This is a genomic window from Microcoleus sp. B9-D4, assembly GCF_036705105.1.
GTDB lineage: Bacteria > Cyanobacteriota > Cyanobacteriia > Cyanobacteriales > Microcoleaceae > Microcoleus.
In genome coordinates, this window is sequence record NZ_JAUBTS010000077.1 from 1 (window position 1) to 21,468 (window position 21,468).

At 46.2% G+C, this 21,468-nt stretch carries 26 protein-coding genes; 17 read left to right on the forward strand and 9 right to left on the reverse strand.

Going from position 1 to position 21,468, the window contains the following annotated elements:
• Positions 1-284: 284 nt before the first annotated feature.
• A complete protein-coding gene (locus QUB24_RS29170) occupies positions 285-530 on the reverse strand; it encodes a hypothetical protein (RefSeq protein WP_333157109.1) in 246 nt (81 codons plus the stop codon).
• Between QUB24_RS29170 and QUB24_RS29175 the strand changes: the two genes are divergently transcribed.
• Complete coding sequence (locus QUB24_RS29175) at positions 525-911, forward strand: hypothetical protein (RefSeq protein ID WP_333157110.1); 387 nt, start codon at positions 525-527, stop codon at positions 909-911. The genes QUB24_RS29170 and QUB24_RS29175 overlap by 6 nt on opposite strands.
• 740 nt (positions 912-1,651) lie before the next feature.
• On the opposite strand, the gene QUB24_RS29180 is transcribed toward QUB24_RS29175, so the two are convergent.
• On the reverse strand, positions 1,652-2,437 hold the full coding sequence (locus QUB24_RS29180; protein ID WP_006635936.1) for a PspA/IM30 family protein: 786 nt from the start codon (positions 2,435-2,437) through the stop codon (positions 1,652-1,654).
• Between the two features lie 70 nt (positions 2,438-2,507).
• On the opposite strand from QUB24_RS29180, the gene QUB24_RS29185 reads away from it, so the two are divergent.
• A complete protein-coding gene (locus QUB24_RS29185) occupies positions 2,508-2,684 on the forward strand; it encodes a hypothetical protein (RefSeq protein WP_333139302.1) in 177 nt (58 codons plus the stop codon).
• Positions 2,685-2,737: 53 nt separating this feature from the next.
• On the opposite strand, the gene QUB24_RS29190 is transcribed toward QUB24_RS29185, so the two are convergent.
• Both QUB24_RS29190 and QUB24_RS29195 read right to left on the reverse strand, forming a co-directional pair.
• Entirely contained in the window at positions 2,738-3,442 is a 705-nt protein-coding gene (locus QUB24_RS29190; protein WP_333157111.1) for a PspA/IM30 family protein, read from the reverse strand.
• Between the two features lie 268 nt (positions 3,443-3,710).
• Entirely contained in the window at positions 3,711-4,952 is a 1,242-nt protein-coding gene (locus QUB24_RS29195) for a hypothetical protein (protein WP_333157112.1), read from the reverse strand.
• A gap of 485 nt (positions 4,953-5,437) precedes the next feature.
• On the opposite strand from QUB24_RS29195, the gene QUB24_RS29200 reads away from it, so the two are divergent.
• The gene (locus QUB24_RS29200) at positions 5,438-5,767 is read left to right on the forward strand and encodes a hypothetical protein (protein WP_333157113.1); all 330 of its coding nucleotides are present in this window, start codon (positions 5,438-5,440) and stop codon (positions 5,765-5,767) included.
• Positions 5,768-5,995: 228 nt separating this feature from the next.
• On the opposite strand, the gene menB is transcribed toward QUB24_RS29200, so the two are convergent.
• Positions 5,996-6,829, reverse strand: a complete 834-nt coding sequence (gene menB / locus QUB24_RS29205) for a 1,4-dihydroxy-2-naphthoyl-CoA synthase (protein ID WP_333157135.1) — start codon at positions 6,827-6,829, stop codon at positions 5,996-5,998.
• A gap of 285 nt (positions 6,830-7,114) precedes the next feature.
• Positions 7,115-7,711, reverse strand: a complete 597-nt coding sequence (locus QUB24_RS29210) for a TerB family tellurite resistance protein (protein ID WP_333057766.1) — start codon at positions 7,709-7,711, stop codon at positions 7,115-7,117.
• A 75-nt stretch (positions 7,712-7,786) separates the two neighbouring features.
• On the opposite strand from QUB24_RS29210, the gene tadA reads away from it, so the two are divergent.
• From tadA to QUB24_RS29225, 3 genes are all read left to right on the forward strand, one after another.
• On the forward strand, positions 7,787-8,287 hold the full coding sequence (gene tadA, locus QUB24_RS29215; protein ID WP_333157114.1) for a tRNA adenosine(34) deaminase TadA: 501 nt from the start codon (positions 7,787-7,789) through the stop codon (positions 8,285-8,287).
• Between the two features lie 283 nt (positions 8,288-8,570).
• Positions 8,571-9,299 carry a lysophospholipid acyltransferase family protein gene (locus QUB24_RS29220; protein WP_333157115.1) on the forward strand — a complete coding sequence of 243 codons (729 nt, stop codon included), beginning with the start codon at positions 8,571-8,573 and terminating at the stop codon, positions 9,297-9,299.
• Between the two features lie 160 nt (positions 9,300-9,459).
• Positions 9,460-9,816, forward strand: a complete 357-nt coding sequence (locus tag QUB24_RS29225; protein ID WP_333157116.1) for a hypothetical protein — start codon at positions 9,460-9,462, stop codon at positions 9,814-9,816.
• A gap of 181 nt (positions 9,817-9,997) precedes the next feature.
• On the opposite strand, the gene QUB24_RS29230 is transcribed toward QUB24_RS29225, so the two are convergent.
• Positions 9,998-10,762 carry an ABC transporter ATP-binding protein gene (locus QUB24_RS29230; RefSeq protein WP_333048723.1) on the reverse strand — a complete coding sequence of 255 codons (765 nt, stop codon included), beginning with the start codon at positions 10,760-10,762 and terminating at the stop codon, positions 9,998-10,000.
• Positions 10,763-11,179: 417 nt separating this feature from the next.
• Positions 11,180-11,326 carry a hypothetical protein gene (locus QUB24_RS29235; protein WP_333157117.1) on the reverse strand — a complete coding sequence of 49 codons (147 nt, stop codon included), beginning with the start codon at positions 11,324-11,326 and terminating at the stop codon, positions 11,180-11,182.
• Between the two features lie 367 nt (positions 11,327-11,693).
• Between QUB24_RS29235 and QUB24_RS29240 the strand changes: the two genes are divergently transcribed.
• The 8 genes from QUB24_RS29240 (at position 11,694) to QUB24_RS29275 (ending at position 18,397) form a co-directional block, all read left to right on the forward strand.
• Positions 11,694-12,305, forward strand: coding sequence for a DUF4231 domain-containing protein (locus tag QUB24_RS29240; RefSeq protein ID WP_333157118.1), 612 nt, complete (start codon positions 11,694-11,696; stop codon positions 12,303-12,305).
• Between the two features lie 262 nt (positions 12,306-12,567).
• Positions 12,568-13,911, forward strand: a complete 1,344-nt coding sequence (gene gor, locus QUB24_RS29245) for a glutathione-disulfide reductase (protein ID WP_333157119.1) — start codon at positions 12,568-12,570, stop codon at positions 13,909-13,911.
• Between the two features lie 192 nt (positions 13,912-14,103).
• The gene (locus QUB24_RS29250) at positions 14,104-14,640 is read left to right on the forward strand and encodes an opioid growth factor receptor-related protein (RefSeq protein WP_333157120.1); all 537 of its coding nucleotides are present in this window, start codon (positions 14,104-14,106) and stop codon (positions 14,638-14,640) included.
• A 296-nt stretch (positions 14,641-14,936) separates the two neighbouring features.
• Positions 14,937-15,527: a sigma-70 family RNA polymerase sigma factor gene (locus tag QUB24_RS29255; RefSeq protein WP_333157121.1), complete on the forward strand. Its 591-nt coding sequence runs from the start codon at positions 14,937-14,939 to the stop codon at positions 15,525-15,527.
• On the forward strand, positions 15,524-15,970 hold the full coding sequence (locus QUB24_RS29260; protein ID WP_333157122.1) for a hypothetical protein: 447 nt from the start codon (positions 15,524-15,526) through the stop codon (positions 15,968-15,970). Before QUB24_RS29255 ends, QUB24_RS29260 begins: the two co-directional genes overlap by 4 nt.
• 19 nt (positions 15,971-15,989) lie before the next feature.
• Entirely contained in the window at positions 15,990-16,475 is a 486-nt protein-coding gene (locus QUB24_RS29265; protein ID WP_333157123.1) for a Spy/CpxP family protein refolding chaperone, read from the forward strand.
• A gap of 489 nt (positions 16,476-16,964) precedes the next feature.
• On the forward strand, positions 16,965-17,657 hold the full coding sequence (locus QUB24_RS29270) for a YqiA/YcfP family alpha/beta fold hydrolase (protein WP_333157136.1): 693 nt from the start codon (positions 16,965-16,967) through the stop codon (positions 17,655-17,657).
• 32 nt (positions 17,658-17,689) lie between these two features.
• A complete protein-coding gene (locus QUB24_RS29275; RefSeq protein WP_333157124.1) occupies positions 17,690-18,397 on the forward strand; it encodes an ROK family protein in 708 nt (235 codons plus the stop codon).
• A 153-nt stretch (positions 18,398-18,550) separates the two neighbouring features.
• On the opposite strand, the gene QUB24_RS29280 is transcribed toward QUB24_RS29275, so the two are convergent.
• Positions 18,551-18,835, reverse strand: coding sequence for a WGxxGxxG family protein (locus tag QUB24_RS29280; protein WP_333157125.1), 285 nt, complete (start codon positions 18,833-18,835; stop codon positions 18,551-18,553).
• A gap of 182 nt (positions 18,836-19,017) precedes the next feature.
• Between QUB24_RS29280 and QUB24_RS29285 the strand changes: the two genes are divergently transcribed.
• The 3 genes from QUB24_RS29285 (at position 19,018) to QUB24_RS29295 (ending at position 21,407) form a co-directional block, all read left to right on the forward strand.
• Positions 19,018-20,247 (forward strand): histidinol-phosphate transaminase, encoded by a 1,230-nt coding sequence (locus QUB24_RS29285; RefSeq protein WP_333157126.1) that lies wholly within the window; start codon positions 19,018-19,020, stop codon positions 20,245-20,247.
• A 53-nt stretch (positions 20,248-20,300) separates the two neighbouring features.
• The gene (locus QUB24_RS29290) at positions 20,301-20,696 is read left to right on the forward strand and encodes a VOC family protein (protein WP_333157127.1); all 396 of its coding nucleotides are present in this window, start codon (positions 20,301-20,303) and stop codon (positions 20,694-20,696) included.
• 168 nt (positions 20,697-20,864) lie between these two features.
• The gene (locus QUB24_RS29295) at positions 20,865-21,407 is read left to right on the forward strand and encodes an REP-associated tyrosine transposase (protein WP_333157128.1); all 543 of its coding nucleotides are present in this window, start codon (positions 20,865-20,867) and stop codon (positions 21,405-21,407) included.
• The last annotated feature ends 61 nt before the right edge of the window (positions 21,408-21,468 follow it).

The following is a 21,468-nucleotide window of genomic DNA, read 5'->3' on the forward strand; positions in this document are numbered from 1 at the left end:
TGGTACCCGCCACGTGATTTATCCGTGGAATCAATCCCAAATCGAAAATCTAAAATCCTCAAGAAAGAGCATTTATCTCGCGCAAGTCAATCTAAAATCTAAAATCTAAAATCTAAAATCGATTGACGGTAGCCCCGCAATGTGTCTGAGCCCCCTATACCGAATGGTTCGATCGACAAAAGCTCTGCCCCAGCCAATTTCACACCCGATCACACCACCAGCAGCCTCTCAGGAGCCAACAACCGCACGTAGTGCAATTGACCTCGCCACGCAAAAATCGACTGTCAGGGCTGCTGCTGCTCACCGTAGCGCCAAATGCTGCCACTTCCTGACAAAACTGCGATCGCGCCGCCAAGACATCTCTCTCCCCTCTGAGTAAAATCCTGAAACAGCCTCAGCACCGCAACCCGATTTCTGCCCCCATTATCTGCTTCCGGCGACAACGGAAAATCCTTTCCCAGCAAAGATGTATCGCTTTCTCGCCTGCTGGTACCAATACCGATCGCAATTTCTCTTCTCGGATTTTGCACGATCGGCTCGCGGTAAGTCAACTGCCAACTACTTCAAATCGATCGACTTTTATCGTACCCGCAATCTTAGCAATTATGCAGGCTGTGCCGGCGCGGGAACAGCAGGCGGCAAAAGCTGTTCGGCTGAAAGCAAGGGTGCTGGCGGCGCGGGTTATGGGAGAGGAGCCGGATTTGGCCGTCGCGGGTTGGGAATCGGAAATTCGTGTCTGTTTTCTCCTCGGTTCGGCAATGGAGGGAGAGTTTCTGGGGCCTCACTTTGGGTCAATTGATCAAACTCCGGGATGCTATTTTCTTGCTCTTTACTGTCTCTATCTAATTCTGAACCCGAGTATAAATCACGAAGCCGATCGCGATCGTCTGCTGTTTCTTGATCTAGTTTGAATTGAGACGGTAAATGATCATGCAAAATTGGCGCTTGCACCCCTGAGTCGGTAGCAACCATCGACTCGCCAATACTTAGAGCTGATAGCAGTGCGGGGCAAATAGCGGCCATTGAAAAACCAAGCGCTAATGCCTTGAAAAACTTGATTTTACAAAAGCCTCTAGAAGATTGCACGGGCATGACAGATTAGCCATATTTGATAGTTATTTACACTTACGATCGGGCGAGACCGACGCAATTGCAAGGAATAAAACCACTCTATCACTTTTTAAACAATTAATTCCTTAACTCCATATAAAGATAGTTGACAGCAACTCTACTTTGTGTACTTAACAATTACTAAAAACACTCCGACCGAAAGCATCCAGGATACAAGCCCCCGGATTCATTCCGAAAGCAGACTCAGGACCGGTGAAATAAAAAACCTGTATCCGATGAAACTTGCCCCCGGAATTTATCCGTGGGGCCAATGCTTCAATTCTTTAATCTCAAATCTAAAATCTAAAATCTAAAATCGATTGACCTCCCAAGCTAGCCCTCTTGCAAGGAATAAAATTACTCTATCACTTTTTAAACAATTAATTCCTTAACTCCATATAAAGATAGTTGACATAATTACTACTTTGTGCATATGAGAATTAGTCAAAAAAACTCCGACCTCCCAAGCTAGTCCTGTAGGTCGGCGGAGCATTCTATCAAACCGGCGATCTGACAAATAGGTAAATTTTGATACAGATTACTACATTTTATTGAGCTGCGATCGCAATTCTTCCAACTCAGCGTCAATCACCGGACTCGACTCCGAGCTACTAGCTGCTGCCGTTTTACCCGCTGCTGGCAATTGACCTTGAGACACAGAACCCCCGGTCAGTTGAGCTTTCATCTGAGCCAACTCGTCGTCAACATCACCGCCGCTTTCGAGCAAGCGGAACTGTTCCTCTAAATTGCTGCCGCCGGCGGCGAGTTCTGCCGAAGCCCCCGCGCGAGCTTCAATCTGCAAAACTTTTTCTTCCATGCGATCGAAAGCCGCCATTGAACTGCCAGTATTCAGGGTGCCAATGGTATTGTTGAGCTGTTCCTGAGCCTTAGCAGCGGATATCCTCGCCTTGAGCATATCCTTCTTAGTCTTAGCTTCGGAAATTTTGCTCTCCAAACCGATCAAGTTGCGCTTGAGACTTTCCACCTGAGCCGATTGCTGATCCAGACTGGCTTTCAGGGTAGCCGCCGTTTCAGCGTGAGACTTTTTGCGAACTAGCGCTTCCCGAGCCAAAGTCTCGTCTCCTTTTTGCAGGGCTAGCTGAGCGCGCTGCTGCCACTGGTTAGACTGAGATTCAGCTTGATTGTACTGAGTCTGGGTGCGCTTTTGAGTGGCGATCGCGCTGGCAACGGCCTGACGCAACTGCACCAAGTCTTCCTGCATATCCGTAACAGACTGTTCTAAAATCTTTTCCGGGTCTTCAGCTTTGTTGACCAGATCGTTAAGATTGGCTTTGACGACTCGGCTAATGCGGTCAAATAATCCCATAATGCTATTTTTCCTGGGTGAGGTGTACGAAGTAGGCGGCAAGAAGGCTTGATAGCCCTAGCCCGCAGTTGTGAAATTCACTCTGGTCAGATTTTTAGTGCGATTTAGTTTTTGGCAATTTTTGCAGACAGATAAATCCAGTTTAAAGCGATCGAGTAATGTGATGCAGGCAAGCTTATTCATGCACCTACCTATTGAGTTTAACTTCGATCCGGGAATTCCCCAACAGGCTTCGAGCCATCTCTAGCTAGGCTGTTGAGAAGTTTTTGCTCGTCCCGACTCTTGTTCTGTTGCCGGGGTTCAGGATGCGGGCGGCTCCCTCGACGGCAATTTGGGTGTATTGTGGCCCGGAAGCATTTGTGCTTTCATCGCCGCCAACTCGGTATCCACATCGTCGGCACCTTCGAGAGAGAGAAACTTCTTTTCTAAATCATTAGTTCCGAGTTCTGCGATTGCTTCGGAGCGAGCTTCTAGCTGCATGACTTTCTCTTCCATCCGTTCAAAGGCGCTCAAAGCGCTGCCGGTACTGAGATTGCCCATCATTTCTTGCAGCCTTTCCGACGATGCGGCCGATCGAGCTCGGGCAATGTACATATCTTTTTTAGATTTTGCCTCGGAAATTTTACTTTCGAGCGCCCGCATATTTTCTTTAAGTTTAGTCACAACAGCGTTCTGTTGTCCGAGACTGGCTTTCATCGCCGTTGCCGTTTCTTGATAAGATTTCTTGCGCGTCAGAGCTTCCCGCGCCAAATTTTCCTCGCCTTTTTGCAAAGCTAGCTGCGCCCGCTGATGCCATTCTGCTGCTGTAGACTCAGCTTGGGAGCACTGGCGTTCAGTGCGTTTTTGAGCTGCAATCGCTCCTGCCACAGCTTGTCTGAGCTGCACTAAATCTTCCTGCATATCCATTACAGCCTGTTCCAGAATTTTTTCTGGGTCTTCTGCAGCGCCGACCAAACTGTTAATATTGGCTCGAATCACTCGCCATAGGCGATCGAATAATCCCATTTTGCCAGTCTCCCAATTTTAAACTTTAGAATTAAGACAGAGAAATCACAATTAAAAACTAAAAATGAAAACTCATCAATCGTCTTTTAAATTTTTAATTGTGAAATTTTAATTCCCTCTAAGTTAGGTCGTCATGATTATTTTTAAGATGGGTAGGGCGCGAGCATTACCCATCAAAACTGAGCAAATGTTGGGTGAAGCGAAACCGAGGGTTCGTGCCTCGGCCCAACCTACTCCCCGATCATTAGTTTAATTGTCTTTGCCTAATTTATGGTTGATAGTATTGTGGCTTCACCCCTTTTTCTTGGAGTTCTTTCACCAAACGTTCTGCTGAGGCAGCATCGTTCAAAGCGCCCATCTGGATCTTGACACCCTTTGAGAAGTTCCGCACGTAGGCATCGGGAACAGCGGTTCTGGCTTGCTGCAGCGATTTTTCGTCGGTGTAATCGGTGACAACGTAATAGAAACCGTCGGCGGCCCGTGCAGGCCTTCCCAGCGGGGGTGTGGCGGCTGGGGATGCTGTCGCCGGGGATGTGGCGGCTGGGGATGCTGTCGCCGGGGATGTGGCGGCAGGCTGGGCTGGGGAGGGTGTTGGAGGCAGTGTCGGCAGTGTCGGCACAGGCTGGGCGGCGCTGGGGCTGGGAGTGGGAAGCAAAGCCGTACTCAGATTGTTGAGTCCTTGTTCTCTACCTCTGGCGGGGTTGCCGTCTTCTGTAGGAATCGGCACAGCCGCGCCCGGGCCCGGAGGCGCTGGCGGAGTTGGCGGGATTGATGCTTTTGGTGACGGGGAAGGAATCGGGCTGACTGTCGGTTTAACATTGCTGAGAGTGCTCAAATCTAGCTCGACAAATTCCTTGGATACCAGATTTGGAGCTTTCGGCAGTTCCTTGGTGCTGGTATCTGAGATGGCAGTAGAGGCGGGACTGTCGCTGGGAGAGGGTGCGCTGCGATCGAGCAAACGGTTCAGGCCGGCCATCTTAACCAGATTTGACGGGTACATGACTGCGTAGCCCAAAGCTGTGCATGACAGCAAAAACAGCAGCATCGAACTCAGTCCCAAGGGAGTTAACAAACTGGCTGCTAAACTGCGTTCTACCGTAGGCTCAGCTTTTGACTCGTCCAAACTTTCGATCAGTTTTTCGCTTGATTCCAGATACTTGTTGGGTGCGAAGGCACTGCTAGATAATTTTGTGCCACCCCTGGTAGTTGCTAACGGGGCATCGCCCTGAGTGCCGGCAAGGGATAGGGGCAGCGATAGTGGCTGCTGGGTTTCCTCCGCAGTCTCTGGCGCCAAATTTTGGGCTAGCTGTTGCTCAGTTGTGGCTGTTTGCTTGCCGGTACGAACTGAGGGCGACACCCACTGTTCGGCGCGCCTCCTGTGCCTTCTGTATGTTGTCAATTCTGCTTCTAGATTTACATCTAGACTCCCCAGGACTGCTTGCAAAGCAGGGTTGATTGGGGTTGAAGAGGATTGATGATTTGGGGATTCCACCGAAGAACGCTTACTCATTAGCAAAACTCCTACCGCCTCTGAATTAATTTTAATGTGTTGATTGTAGAGATAAACAAGAAGCTTGAAAACTTGCCTATTTTATGATTAGCTACTTTTGGCCTCAATGCAACAGGGGCCCGATCGCCTGCTGTCGATCGTCGGCAGCTATTTTTCATTTTCATTGGAAAACTTAATTGTTGCTGTTTCCCGGAGGCTGCTTACCGACACTCTCAGCCAATTTTTGTATTCTCAGCTACCGCTTATTTGTAACCTATCATACTGGTTTGGCATTTGTACTTTTTCTTGATCCCTAACGCCTTTATAAACTTTTAACCTTTGTTTTTACCTATACAATGAGCAGCGACAGAGCTAATTGTTTCTATATATAACGAGATTATAAATAAATTATAAAATTTATTTATGCTCCGGGGATCGCTACAACCCAGACAGCATAAAGGTTGGGATGCTCTAAAACCTGCTAGCTCTACAAAGGAGAATTAGAGATGAAAATGATTTCCCTAAGAACTTTTATGCAAACCTCCTTAACTTCACCTTTAACTTCAGCTTGTGGTCACTGCCGTCACTATACCCCTGAAGGCAGACGCGGGGGTGTTTGCGCTTTACTAGGCGGCCCGGTTCAAAGTCAGTGGAAAGCTTGTACTTTAGCGGTTTCGCCTTTTAGGTCATCTTGGGAAAACATAGAAGAAATTGGACTGTGGCAAGAATCGACTCTGACGCTGCAAGATGCTACCGTCTCTCTTTCCGATCGCCATGCCTGCCAGCTTACAGGCACAACGTTAACCGAAAAATCGGCAGCAGCAGTCTCAGTTTAGTTAGTCGGCTGCCCTGCTGCTCATACCATTTTCGATTTTCGATTTTCGATAGGGGAATCACCGATCATTATCATGGTTTGGATCTGGCAAAGCAGTTTCATTCTTTTTGGCAACAGGTATCAATACTGACACTTTTGGACGACAGGGTGCATTGGGCTTTACTAACTCCGAAAAATCAGCAGCATCTACTTTAATATGAGCGAACAAAAAACTGATTTATCCATCCAGCTATGGCAGCCAAGGATATTGACTAAAATCAGGTTGCCGTTTTTCTAAAAAAGCTTGTTTGCCTTCGGCACCTTCCTGCGTCATATAGTACAGCAAAGTGGCATTTCCCGCCAGTTCTTGCAAACCGGCTTGACCGTCGCAGTCGGCATTAAAAGCGGATTTCAAGCAGCGAATCGCGATCGGACTTTTTTCGAGAATTTCCGCAGCCCACTGAATCCCTTCTATTTCTAGTTGTTCGACTGGCACGACGCTGTTGACTAAACCCATTTCTAGGGCTTGCTGCGCGCTGTACTGGCGACACAAAAACCAAATTTCTCTGGCTTTCTTCTGGCCGACGACTCTGGCGAGATAGCTAGCTCCGAAACCACCGTCGAAACTGCCGACTTTGGGGCCGGTCTGTCCGAAAATAGCATTGTCAGCAGCGATCGTCAAGTCGCAAATTAAGTGCAGAACGTGACCCCCTCCAATTGCGTAGCCTGCAACTAAAGCAATTACAACTTTGGGCATAGATCGAATCAACTTCTGCAAGTCGAGCACGTTCAACCGGGGTATGCCACCTTCGTCTACATATCCCGCCGAACCCCGCACGCTTTGGTCGCCGCCGGCGCAAAAGGCGTATTTGCCGTCTGTATGAGGCCCCGCACCGGTGAACAGGACAACGCCAATTTTTGTGTCTTCACGGGCATCAGTAAAGGCATCGCAAAGTTCCAGCACGGTTTTGGGACGGAAAGCGTTCCGTTTGTGAGGTCGATTGATGGTAATTTTGGCGGTGCCACCACTTTTGTGATAGAGAATGTCTTCGTAGGTTTTGGCGGTTTGCCATTCAATTTGCATAATCAATCAATTTGAGATTTGAGATTGAGCTGAGTCAATCAAGGCAGCGACAAGTCGCTTTTAGATTTTAGAGGCATTCGGTTCAATGGGATACCAGGGTCGATCGACTCTTGCAAAAAAAAATCAACCGGGACTTAGGCCGAAACCAGGTTTTTGATCAACATACGCCGTGCAGCGCTCTTGGTAGGTAAGAGCGCCCAATTCCCATCTCCAATGGAAACAGCGTCAAATCCTCGAAATCCTCTCTCACTACTTTGTACTGCCCAAAAATTTATAGGGGCTGGATTATTGGCGGAGTAAAATACTCAGCAAGTGCTTTGCTGCTTTGCCAAATACCGGATCGCGGGACTCGAATTCGCTGGGATCGAGTAAAGCTTGAACTTCGGCAAAAGCTTCTGAGTCGAGGGTTCCTTCTTTAGTAAATAAAGTGTCTATGACTGCAATGTGTCTGGAGTCGAGGCCGAGCCGATTTGCGATCGACTGTAAGTACATTTGCTCCCGCAGGTCGATGTGTCCGTCGGCCGCTGACATTTCGTAGCCGGAACCGATGAGCAACAGTTTTTCTGATTCTGAGAACAAAGCTGTCAGGGTTAGCAATTCCGTGGGGTTGAAGTAAACCTGCTGTTTTGATACTCCTTTGACAAGGCGCTGAATTAGTTCTACCCGATCGCGGTCGCCGCTGGCAAAGGCTTTGAGAGTCTTTTGCAGCCGTTCTTCTTCTTCAACTGCGATCGTCCTGTCAATAATCATCACTCCGCGCAGGATGGAAATTAGAGCCGTCAGAAACACTACCAAAGGAGTGATATCTTGTTCGCGCAGCTTTTGCCGACTAATGCGGCACAACAGCTCAACAATTTCAGTGGTAATCGTAGTGGTGTCCATAATTAAAGACTCTCGATTAAGCTGTAATGTAACTTTCTTTATCGATCTTAAGTTTTTCTGTTACTTAGGTATGACGTGAATTGTAAAGCTGAGCCGTTGTCTATTAGTGAGACTACTTATTTTATTCACAAACGCTGGATGGCTAGGGCTGTGGAACTGGCACAAGCAGCCGGTGATGCTGGTGAAGTACCCGTGGGTGCTGCCATTGTTGACGGTACTGGCAAATTGATTGCCGAAGCGCAAAATCGGCGAGAGCGAGATTGCGATCCGACTGCTCACGCTGAAATCTTGGCTTTGCGGGCGGCCGGCAAAGTTTTGCAAGACTGGCATCTTAACCAATGTACGCTCTACGTAACGCTGGAGCCTTGCCCGATGTGCGCTGGTGCGATCGTCCAAGCTCGGATTGGTCTGCTGGTATACGGAGCAGATGACCCGAAAACAGGCACAATTCGGACTGCTGCTAATATTCCCGATAGCGCGCATTCGTGTCACCGCTTAGAGGTGCTCGGCGGTATTATGGAGTCTGTTTGCCGCGATCAGTTGCTTTCTTGGTTTGAAGCGCGCCGGAAAAATTAACAGGTAAAATTTTTTACTTTCTTCGGGGCGATGTTTAATCGAAATTGATCCTTTAACTGAAATAATAGATCCGTAATTGCCAGCTCAAGCTTTCGAGGCAGCCGACTGCTCTGCATTAGTGCTGTCCGGTTGGCTGAGGTTTTACCTGTTAGAGATTATCTCTTGCGGGCGCGATCGCTCGATCGGCACAAGGCCAATAGCAAAAGTGTCCCCATCTAAAAACTAAAGATTTGGCCAACACCTTACTTTAAACTTTAGATCTCGATAAAGCAGCTTAATTGCTATGCCCCACACCGCCACGATCGCCGTTGAGTCCAGTAAATCATCTCTAGTGAAGCCAATGCCTGCCAAGGTAGCATCTAATACCTCTCGCGTTTCTCCTTGGTTAACCTCCTTGCTCTATCCGCTAGGTCACTATGTTGTCCTACCGTTTCATTTTGGCAAGATTGAGATAACCGGACAGGAGCACTTGCCGAAAGACGGGCCTGTCATCTTAGCCCCTACGCACCGCTCCCGGTGGGATGCCCTGATGATGCCCTATTCAACGGGACAGAAGGTGACTGGACGCGATTTGCGGTTTATGGTAACTGCTGATGAGGTCAAAGGACTGCAAGGTTGGTTCATCAGACATTTGGGGGGGTTTGCTGTGGATCTCAAGCATCCAGCAATTGGCAGTCTCCGTTATGGGGTGGAACTACTCCTCGACAAGGAAATGTTGGTGATTTTTCCCGAAGGCGGTATTTTTCAGGATGGCGAAGTTCACCCGATTAAGCCGGGATTGGCGCGTTTGGCAATGCAAGCAGAGTTGAGCAAACCGGGTTTGGGGGTGAAAATTGTACCGATGAGTATCCGCTATCGCCCGCGCATTCCTCAATGGGGTTCTCACGTAAAAATTGCGATCGGTTCTCCGATTTCCGTGGCGGATTATGCCAATGGTGGCGGTGGTAAAAAAGAAGCACGATTGTTGACAGCAGATCTCGAAATGGCTCTTAAAAAGCTTGATGAAAGTTGAGAAGGAAGAAGGAAGAAGGAAGAAGGAAGAAGGAAGAAGGAAGAAGGAAGAAAGAAAAAGAAATTATGATATAATGTTTTCGGATGCTGTAGAGAGATACAGCACTTATTTCGCTGCTTTGTCTTGTCTGTATTAAGTGTGAGCATTAATGGGTTGTGCTTTGAACTTTAAGCCTGGTCAAATTGTCAGTTTAGAATGTGGAGATGCGTGCCTGCATTCAGAGGTGATCCAAGTGGTTGAGGCACGTCAAATTTGTTGGGTGCGCCCTTTGATGTTAGTTGTATCGGCGTCGGGGAAGGATTTATCGGCAGAATACACTTTATCCGATTTGCGAGATGGTGCTGATTTGCTTTGGCCGCTGAGCTTGTTTCGCGCGGCTTTAGATACTGAGGTAATTTCACTGTTGACTGAGTTGCACTCTCTGGATGCTGAGAAAAAGGATGGTGCGATCGCATCTCGGCAACTTAGAGATTTTGTCGATCGAGTTTGGGAAGCTTTTCCGAGTGCTTTTCATTAATCACATATCAGGCGTTTTGTCTATTAGTCCGCCAGGGGTTGAAAACCCCTGTCTAATAGCTAAAGTCCTCTTGCATAAGACTCATACCCTCTTGATTCTTCAGTCCGCGTAGGCGGACTTCGTTTGTCTAGAAGCGATTTCAATCGCTCAATTTTCTTTTCGCTTTTCGCGGACTTTTATACTAAAATACAGCGTGTGAAAGTTCTTCCGGGTTGAGATTATTGTGAATAACTTGGCCGTCGCGGAACCAGACAACGCGGCGAGTTTGGCGCGCTACTTCCGGTTCGTGCGTTACCATAACAACAGTCATGCCGCTTTCGTTGAATTCGGTAAAAATATCCATTACTTCTTGAGTAGTTTTTGTATCCAATGCACCTGTAGGTTCATCAGCCAGCAACAACACGGGACGGTTGACAATAGCCCTGGCGATGGCTACGCGCTGCTGCTGTCCTCCTGATAGTTGATTCGGTCTGTTTTGCAGCCGACTTTCCAGGCCGACTTTCGTTAAAGCATCTACTCCCCGTTCGCGTCTTTCTGCTGCGGGAATGCCGGCATAAACCATCGGTAACATGACATTTTCTAATGCTGTCAATTGAGGCAACAGGTGAAATTGTTGGAATACAAACCCTAATTTTAGATTGCGAATTCCGGCTAATTCTTCTTCGGGCATTTGGGCGACATCTACGCCGTCTAAGTAGTAACTGCCGCTCGTAGGTCGATCGAGACAGCCGATAATATTCATAGCTGTAGATTTGCCGGAACCCGATGCGCCCATAATCGAGCAATATTCTCCTTGTCTTACGGTCAAGCTGACGCCGTTTAAGGCGCGAACTTCCAGGTCGCCAATCCCGTAAACTTTTGTTACCTCTTCGAGACCGACAACAACGGGCTTTGAGAGGACTTGCGGGTCGAGGTCTTGGTATGTATCGGTTTGTAGTTCAGGCATTTTTTTTCTGTGCGATCGACACAACTAACTACTAAGCTAACACTTCCCATCAGTTTTCGCGATCGGGGTGACGGCTGTTTCGATGCTAATGAACAGAAAATCTATATTCAAATCAAAGTGAATACTTTGACACCGACTGGGAGGTAAAGTCGGAGTGGAAACAAAAATCGGCGTTGCTGAATGGGGTATAAAATTTGTAGGGGAAATCCCCCCGTGATTGCCCCACCGCTGACGGTGTAAGGACTTAGAATTATCCCTACAGGCAAAATCATACATCAATTCAGCAGAGCCAAAAAATCTATACTATTTATGCACTGACCGAAAGCATCCAGGATACAAGTCCCCGGATTCATGCGTCCAGAAATAAAAAACCTGTATCCGATAAAGGATCCCCCGAATTTATCCGTGGGGTCAATGCTAAAATCGAAAATCGAAAATCGAAAATCGAAAATCGATTGACTCTCTCTCTAGGGTGCTTATGCCAACCCCTGTCAAGGTACGATCGCCCTGCTTTACTTCATCGTACCCGTTGGCGATCGGCAATAAACCCAGTTTATTGGTCATCTACTATTAAACAAGGAATCTTTAACGATCGGCATCAACAACTTTTCAAAGGTTTCACGGCCTTCTTCACCCGGTTGACAGGGCTTGGGTGGAATAGACACTCTAATAGGCTAAACTTGTATCCGATCGCCAAACAGACTACAAACCAATGACTACTTCTGCGGATACAAACCAGACCGAGATTTCCAATACAGTCTCATCGAGTCCACAAATGTTATCTTTCCTGAAAATTGTTGAGTATTTATCCATAGCCGCTTTTGTGGGTGCATGCCTCCTTACCAGAGTTTTTTCAGACAATCAACTTATCGTTATTTGGGGAGCTGTTTTTCTCTCTAGTTTTATTTTTCTCTTCCTGACCAATAGGCAATTGGCTCAAAACTATAGGAATAATGCTAATCAGTTAGATATCCGAAGAAAAGCTGAACTCTATAATTATCTATTAAACCCGAATAATGTTTCGGATAGTAATCCGATCACGCCGGTGAGAGAAAAGGCTTTACGATATTGCCAGGAGTTGATTGACGACTATAAAAAGACTAGAGAGACTTCGAGAAATATTTACTATACTTTCCAGTTGGCAACCGTTGTTTTATCGGGAGTCACACCAATTTTAGTATTGGTAGACAAATTGGAACCAGGTCAATTGTTGCTCAAGTGGCTGCCCGTAATTTGTCCCGCTATCGCCTCCATAGTCGCCAGTATAGTTACCTCATTTCCTTTTCAGGAAAATTGGATTTCTGCGAACACGACTGTGGAATTGTTAGAAGCAGAACAGGAGAAATTTGTATTAGGAGTGACTCCAGCTTATCGTTGCTATGATGTAGCCGACGCAGCCCAACATCAACAAATGACAAAAATGGCAATAGAAAACTTTATCAATCAGGTGAATGAGATTCATCTCAAGCAAATCCAAAAACCAGATGATACAGCGTCAAAGGAGCAGAATACAGAGCCAGCTCAATCTACCGAGTCAAACTAGGGGCAGAGTTAACGAAGCTGACAATAGCAGTAAGCAGGTAGGGTTGAGTGACGCTACCTGCTTTTATACGGCTAAACTTTTCATCACACATGGCATTGCGGGGCTGTAGGATAGCCAAATATCGGCTAGTCCCCCGTTTTTTTACCCCTCAATTAGCTCTGTATGTAGCGTTCAAAAGTGCTCAAAGTCAAAATTTTTGAGCTATGATTAAGAAAAGTTAAGCGTAAACTTGGTAAGTTGGAGATTATTGGTAAACACAATTATGACATACGATTACGACTTGTTTGTGATAGGTGCGGGTTCCGGCGGATTGGCGAGTTCCAAGCGAGCAGCATCCTACGGCGCAAAAGTGGCGATCGCCGAAAATGACTTAGTAGGCGGAACCTGCGTAATTCGCGGCTGTGTCCCCAAAAAACTCATGGTGTATGCCTCAACATTTTCGCACCTTTACGAAGATGCGGTGGGTTACGGTTGGAGTCCAGTAGAAAGCAGTTTCGACTGGGAAAAACTTGTCACCACGGTAGACACAGAAGTGCGGCGACTGAGCAAACTGCACATCAGCTTTCTTGAAAAAGCCGGAGTCGAATTAATCTCAGGATACGCCAAATTTATTGACCCCCATACCGTCGAAGTTGGTGACAGAAAAATCACCGCCGCCAAAATCTTAATTGCCGTCGGCGGAGAAGCGCAAAGAGTCCCAATTGTCGGCATCGAACACGCGATTACTTCCCGTGAAATCTTCTTGCTAAAAGAGCAGCCAAAACGCTTAGCCATTTGGGGCGGCGGTTACATCGGCGTCGAATTTGCTTGCATTATGAACGGGTTGGGAAGCCAAGTAACTCAAATCATCCGCCGTGACTTAATTTTGAACGAATTTGACACAGAAATTCGCACCAACGTGCAAGAAGGAATGATTAAGCACGGAATAAACATTTTGACAGAAAGCTCGATCAACCACATTGAGCAAACCCCAGAAGGCTTAAAATTAACTCTGTCGGGAACATCCGAAGGAACGCTAATAGTAGACGCGCTGTTGTGCGCTACCGGGCGTCAGCCTAATTTAGAAAAATTGGGTTTAGAAAATGCGGGAGTAGAAACAGATCAAGGTGCGATCGCAGTTACCAAAGACAGCCGCACCAGTCAGCCGCACATTTTTGCAGTGGGAGATTGCACCAACCGCATCAATTTAACGCCAATTGCGATCGCCGAAGGACGCGCTTTTGCAGATACTGAATTTGGCAACAATCCGAGAGCAATCACTCACGAAAATGTCCCGTCAGCGGTATTTTCCCAGCCGGAAGCGGCTACAGTCGGCTTAAACGAAGTGCAGGCTAGAGCGAAGTTTCCCGACTCAATTAAGTGCTACACAGCCAAGTTTCGACCGATGTTTCATGCTTTGACAGGTGCAGACGAGAAAACTTTTGTCAAGTTAATCGTTGAAACTAATACTGACAGAGTTTTGGGCGTGCACATGGTTGGGAAAGACGCGGGCGAAATTATTCAAGGAATGGCGATCGCTGTTAATATGGGAGCTACGAAGAAAGACTTCGACGCGACTATTGGCATTCACCCATCGACTGCTGAAGAGTTTGTTACTTTGCGGTAAAGCGGGCGAAGCCGCCAGGGACTTAAGTCCCTGGCTAATAGCTAAAGTCGGTTCAAACCGACTCAAGAAAACTATTTTGAAAAACAGGCAGGATGCCTGTTCCACACAAAAATTAAATTTTCTGGTTGTGGGGTGTAGGGGTTGGGCGTCCCGCCCGCCCAAAATACAATTTAGATACAAAACAACTTATTAATGAGTGATTCAACCAAACAAAACAAAATTTTAGCATTCTATCTCGGTCAGCAGCCTGATTCACAAGGTCGGGCGATAGAGGATATTTGGTCGTGGGATTACCAGAAGCTGGAATCCGTGCACAATTACATTCAATGGCTGTTTCCGCTGAGAGAAAAGAGTCGTTTTAATTCCAGTGCTCCTACTTTAAATGATGAGGTGATTCAAGCTTTTAGAACAAGTGAAGAGTTGAAAAATCGCTTACTCCATTCGTTCAAGGTCATGCTGGCATTTTACGGGTTTGAATGCCGCGAAGGGGAAAACGCAGAAATTGTAATTGCGAAATCAGAGGAATATTTGTCAAGAAAAAGAGAGTGGATTGAACAATTTAATCACAACTACCTGCGGCTGACTAGGATTCTCACAAGTTTGACAGAGTTGGGATTGAAAAATTACGCTTTAGCTCTTTTCAAATGTTTAGATGAGCTCTATAATGAAGACAAAGAAAGTATTGGTTTAAAAACTTATACTTATTGGAAAAATGCTGTAAATAGTTAGAACAGATATTTTGGACTTGTCGCCATAGCCAACCATACGGCCCACAAGAAAATTAAATTTTTGTGGAACAGGCCCGAAAGCCTGTTATGGGCGGGCTAGAAGCCCAACCCCTACTCCCCACAAGAAAATTTATTTAATTTTTGTGGAACAGGCATCTTGCCTGTTGCTGACATTGGTGCAGTTTTCCACCCCAAGCGGATTCATGCTCCAAATAAAATTTTAAATGATTTGAACCTTTTTCGCGATCGCCCTGTCTAAACACTTCAGATAACGAACTGGTGGGGGAGACTTCACAGGTGTTAGCTGTGTCAGCCAATGTTTTAACCGATGACTGTTCCGACTCGGACTTAGTTGCTCAATGTTTAAAGGGCGATCGCACTTGCTTTCGCTACCTTTACAAACGCTACCAACACAAAGTCAGGTCAACCCTTTACCAACTCTGCGGCCCCTCACTTCTTGACGATTTAGCACAAGAAGTATTCCTGCGAGTCTGGAAAGGATTGCCCAAACTCAAACACCAGGAAAACTTTTCTACTTGGCTTTATCGAATCACTTGGAATGTGGCTTCCGACCAAAGACAAGCATTTGCTAAACAGCATTCTTTTGACTCCCAACTCAAAAATCAAGAAACAATGGATCGGGTTATTCTGAAAGATAACACATCGGACTTGATGCAGTTGCACTATCAAGATTTAGTGCAACGGGGACTGGAGCAATTGAGCTTTGAACACCGCAGCGTTCTGGTGCTGCACGACCTAGAAGACATCCCGCAAAAAGAAGTAGCCCAAATTTTGGGACTGCCTGCGGGAACCGTCAAATCTCGCGTGTTTTATGCCCGAAATGCTGTGCGGCAATTTTTGCAAAAAGAAGGTGTCAGCGAGCTATGAATAACCCAAGCAGCGACCAAGATTTAGTTAATTTCTTGAAGCAACATCGCCCCAATATTCCTGAAGCTGTACCAGATTTAGAGCAAAAAATTCTAGCAGCAATCGAAAGCGATCGGGCGAGTGTTTTCCCTGAAACCATCCGCAAAAAAACGCGATTAAGTGCCTCAGCTAAGTCTGATGAAAGGTTAAAAATATCCTCTGTTTCTAAGTGGGCTGTGTCGTCTGCGATTGCTGCTAGCCTGATAGTTTTTTGGTCTGGCTACCGTCCGTTTCAGACTGCACAATTGCCCGATGAGGAAACAGCTAAGTTAGAAGCATTTTTAGTTACTAACTGGGAGGGTGTTCTCCATGATTCTCCCCAAGAAAGTATGACCGATCGCTCGCAAACAGACTGGTTAACTTTCAGCCCTGGTGCTGACAGTCAATCGCCCACAAATAAGTAATATCAAGGAGGTAATTTTCATGTCAATTCGTCGCATTTCTGCCCTAGCCGTTTTAATGCTGACTCTCGGTAGTACAGCCGCAGCAATAGCAGTTCCTAATCCCCTAGAACCGGAAACAATTGCCCAAAACCAGCGTCCCAATCCACGACGTGGCAAGGAAGGTGGGATGTTCGAGAAACTTAATTTAAGCGCAGACCAAAAGCAGCAAATGCAGGCAGTTCGCGATCGCTACAAAGACCAAGTTTCCCAGCGAATGCAAGCAGTCCGCCAAGCGAGACAAGAATTGGAAACGATGATGTCCGGCACGGAAAATGCCAGCCAAATACGCGACAAACACCGTCAAATAATCGGATTGAGGCAGCAGTTGGAAGAGGTGCAATTTGAAATTACACTCGCAATGCGAGAAGTGCTCACTGCCGAACAACGTAGCCAATTAGCTCAACTGATGCAGCAGCGCCGACAAACTGTTAAAAACCGGATGCAAAACGGTCAAAAACCGCAGTAATTGACGAGTAGTTTTGAGTGAATCGCAGGGTGTTCAGTACGCACTCTGTGATTCATTGTAAGGATCGCGAATTAAATAATTTACACTCTTGAAAGTGGGGAGTAGGGGTTGGGCTTATAGCCCGCCCTTTCTGGACGGGCTATAAGAGCCCATCCCACAAGAACCATCACGCATTGTAAGTTATTTAATTCTCATTCCTAACCAGGTATAAACCAATAAATGCAGGCAGCGATAAACGCAGATTTTCTGTAATATATCCCAGTGCTGGATTTCTTCGGGAAAGCAGTCTAAAAGCTCAGCAATTTCAAGTCCAGGCGAGTGCTTGATTTTGTTAGTAACCCTCTAAAAGCACAGAATTTAAATCCCTGGGAGTCCTTAATATATTCCGAATATCAGTATATATTTTATTGAGTTAGTGTCTGTTTTTTTAAATTAATAAGTCATCTTAAGTTAAAATAATTAGTTGGGATGTCTCATAATTTTTTTTTGATGAATCTACAGCACGATTCGAGTTACATTTATTTACACGGCTTTGCTTCAAGTCCCAATTCAGCTAAGGCTAAATATTTCCGAAATCGCTTTTCTTACCTAGGAATTGACCTAAAAACTCCCGATCTCAATCAAAACGATTTTTCGGGGCTCACTCTCACCCGCCAATTAAACCAAATAAAAACAGAATTTTGGCCCACCGAATCCTCCCAATATCCCACAGAAAATGTAAAAAGTATAGGGGGAGTCACCATAATTGGGTCTAGTTTTGGGGGACTGACAGCGGCTTGGTTGGCCCAGCGACAATTGTCAGTAAAGCAAATAGTTTTGTTAGCACCGGCTTTTGACTTTATCTCCCACTGGATGCCGCTGTTGGGACAGCAACAGTTAGAAAAGTGGCAGTCTGAGAAATATTTGCCCGTTTACCACTACGGCGAACAAGGTTATCGGCCGCTGAATTATCAGTTTTTGGCAGATATGGCTCAATACCGTGAAGAAAAATTAATGCGTTCAGTGCCTACATTAATTCTTCACGGCAAGCATGATACAATAATACCGATTCAAGCTAGCAGGAATTTTGCCGCTAACCGTCCCTGGGTGCAATTAATCGAATTAGAAGACGATCATTCTTTGGGAAATGTCCTAGAGGAAATGTGGGAAGCGATTCAAAAGTTTTGCCAATTCAAAAATTAAAATTTGACCAACTTGCAAGTCTTAAAACTCAAATGACTGAACAAGATCGATCGACTCGCACCTTAGCCGTTGACATTGGCGGAAGTGGCATCAAAGTTATGGTTTTGGACAATGAAGGCGATCCCCAAACGGAACGCAGCCGTTTAGAAACGCCTCAACCACCGAAACCGGAACCCGTACTAGAGGCGATCGCCTCTTTAGCTAGTGGACAAGGGGAATTTGACCGAGTATCCGTCGGTTTTCCCGGTGTTGTGCGTTTAGGCGTCATCAAAACCGCAGTGAATTTAGATCCGTCTTGGATAGATTTTGACTTAGAAACTACTCTCAAAGATCGCTTGGGAAAACCTGTGCGAGTGGCTAACGATGCCGATATTCAAGGATTGGGAGCAATTGCTGGGACGGGGGTAGAATTAGTAATTACCCTTGGCACCGGTTTCGGTTCTGCCTTATTTGTCGATGGTATCTTGGTGCCAAATCTAGAATTAGGACATCACCCGTTTCGCAAAGGGGAAACTTACGAACAGCAATTAGGACGCTCGGCATTAGATGCAGTGGGTTCCAAAAGATGGAATCGCCGTCTGGAAAAAGCGCTCACCTCTCTGCAAAATCTCTTTAACTGCGATCGCATTTACATCGGCGGCGGCAATACTAAAAAGATAGTTTTTGAGTTACCGCCACAGGTTAAAATAGTACCAAATGTGAGCGGTTTATTGGGCGGGATTGCTTTGTGGCGCGATTGAATAAACTTTGTGGCAAAAATGCCCATCAATATTAAAGAAACCGGATTTTTGGTTGGATTAAAGGCAATAATCCACTCTTTCAGTTAAAAACCCGGTTTCTGAATCCACGTCTGTTGATTTGGTTTTTGGGTTGTGCGATCGCCGTTTAAAAAATTATTCGCCCATCGGATCGCGGTAGCGTTTGGGTTCATCCTTGCGAAACAGATTCGCCAAACCGAGGATGCCCAACAAACCCAAAGCACCCCAATGATTGTTGTCTTCCTTGCTTTCTTGAAAGGGAGTTCTGTCTAGAACAACTCCATTAGAATCAGTATTGTTCTGTGCCGGGGCAGACTCCGTTTGAGCTGAGGCAGGCATAGCTGAAGGGAGAACAGCCAAACTCAAAGCTATGAGGGTAGCGGCGGCATTTTTAGATAGATCGGAAGGCTTGACTTTCATACTTGGTTTCCACATATTAGCAGTTACTTTCTAAGAATAATCAATTTGCCGCAGCCGACGCATCAATCGATCGACAGAAACTAAATCCCCCTCTCCTCTTGCTTTCGAGAGAGAACAAGCTCTATGCTAAGTTCAGATGCTTCTAAGCAAATTATCTAAAATAAAAAGTCGTAAATTATACCATGCTTCCCTTTATCCGAAAAGATTTAGCCGAACTTACTGCATACACTCCCCATCCGGGCGGCACATCAGGAGAACCAGCGCACTCGGAAAGTGCGATCGATCGCCTCGATACCAACGAATGCCCCTACGACTTGCCAGAAGAATTAAAAAAAAAGCTAGCTTGGACTTACCAGCAGTTAATTGAGACAAATCGCTATCCCGACGGAGGCCACGCAGCGCTCAAAGAGGCGATCGCCCAATACGTCAATGAATCCCTAAATGTCCCCCCCCTTAACAAGGGGGGGCTAGGGGGGGTTACACTGCCCAAAACCGCCATTACAGCCGACAATATTTCTGTGGGCAACGGTTCCGACGAACTAATTAGATCGATCTTAATAGCTACTTGCTTAGGCGGGCAAGGCTCTATTTTGGTAGCGAATCCCACCTTTTCGATGTATGGAATAATCGCCCAAACCCTCGGCATTCCCGTTGTGAGTGTTCAGCGGAAAGAGGAGACTTTTGAAATCGATATCGAGGCTGCTAAAAGGGCGATCCTCTCCGTTGGCGTAGCCCCCGTAGGGGCGGGCTGCGCTAACGCCCAAAATCAAAATCCCCCCGTGCGCGCCGTCTTTGTCGTTCATCCCAATTCTCCCACAGCCAATGCTTTGACAGCAGATGAAATAGAATGGTTGTCAAACTTACCCGAAGAGATATTAGTAGTAATTGACGAAGCCTATTTTGAATTCAGTCAAAATACTTTAGCAGACCAATTGCACCAGCACCCGAATTGGATAATTTTACGCACATTTTCCAAAGCATTTCGGCTAGCATCAATGAGAGTCGGATATGCGATCGCCCATCCCGAACTCACAGCCACCTTAGAAAAAATCCGTCTCCCCTATAACCTTCCCAGTTTCTCGCAAACAGCTGCCGAGTTAGCCCTAGCGCAGCGGCAGTTATTGCTAGCAACCATTCCCGAAACTCTATCCGAAAGATCCAAATTAATTGCAGCGCTAACTCAGCATCAAAAATTGCAAGTTTGGCCGAGTGCGGCTAACTTCGTTTACCTGCGGGTAAAAGCCGGTGAGGGCGAAGCGGCAGAACAGGAACACAAACAAATCATGCAGCAGCTAAAAGAGGGAGGTACTTTAATTAGGCATACTGGAGGAGGTTTGCGAATTACTGTGGGTAGCCCGGAGGAAAATCAGCGAACAGTCGATCGAATTGGAGAAATTTTTGACAACCCATAATATTCGGTATCCAGTTTCTGCTTAACACAAAAATAACTTTGGAGAAGATATATATGCTTCAAGGAAAAGTTTTACGGGTTGCTCGTCCAACGGATTACCTCGATCGAGTTGTTCATTTTTACACAGAGGGTTTAGGGCTGCAAATCCTCGATAGTTTTGAAAACCATGAAGGTTTTGACGGAGTAATGGTTGGGATGCCAGGAGAAAGCCACCACTTTGAATTTATCCATCAACGGGGACATATTGTAGGTGGCGCTCCAACTCAAGACAATCTTATCGTCTTTTACCTTCCTAACCAACAAGAATGGCAGCAGGCTGTTGAGCGAATGAAAGCAATGGGATTTGAGCCTGTAAACTCCTACAATCCCTACTGGGACAAAGATGGAGTGACCTTTGAAGATCCAGATGGCTATCGAGTCGTTTTGCAGAATGCCGAGTGGAGCTTGTAGCAGGTATTCTGTAGGTTGGGTTAAGCGATAGCGAACCCAACGCTTCGCTCCGCCCAACACCCAATTGATTAATAATATTGGGTTTCGTTCCTCAACTCCACGGCTTATACAGAATGTTGGGTTTCGTGCCTCAACCCAACCTACACTATAAAAATCAGTGCTTAGCACATGCAGTATCGTCGTCTAAAAACTCCCGGAGTTACCTATTTTTTTACTATTGTTACGTATCAGCGCCAACGCTTATTTTCTGACCCCGAAATGGTAGAGCTGCTTCGCGCTGCATTCCGCAATGTTATAGGTGGATTTCCCTTTACAATTGATGCTATTGTTGTTTTACCAGATCCTCTCCATTGTATTTGGACGCTGCCAGATCAAGATGCTAATTTTTCAACTCGCTGGCGATTGCTCAAGAATTATTTCAGTCGTAATTGTCCTGAGCAATATAAACAAACTCGTTCAGTATCTCGTTTGAAAAAAGGTGAGCAAGCTATCTGGCAGAGGCGGTTTTGGGAGCATCAAATTAGAGATGAAGTGGATTTGGCAAATCATGTGGATTACATTCATTATAATCCGGTCAAGCATGGATTAGTTGCCGCACCACGGGATTGGGAATATTCCAGTTTTCATCGCTATGTGCAGGATGGTTCTTATTCAAGGGATTGGGGCGCGAATGTTCTGATTGAATGGGACAATGAAGTTGGTCAGGAATGATGAATATTAATTTTGCAACAAATCTTGCGTAGGTTGGGTGGGAACGATAGCGGAAACCCAA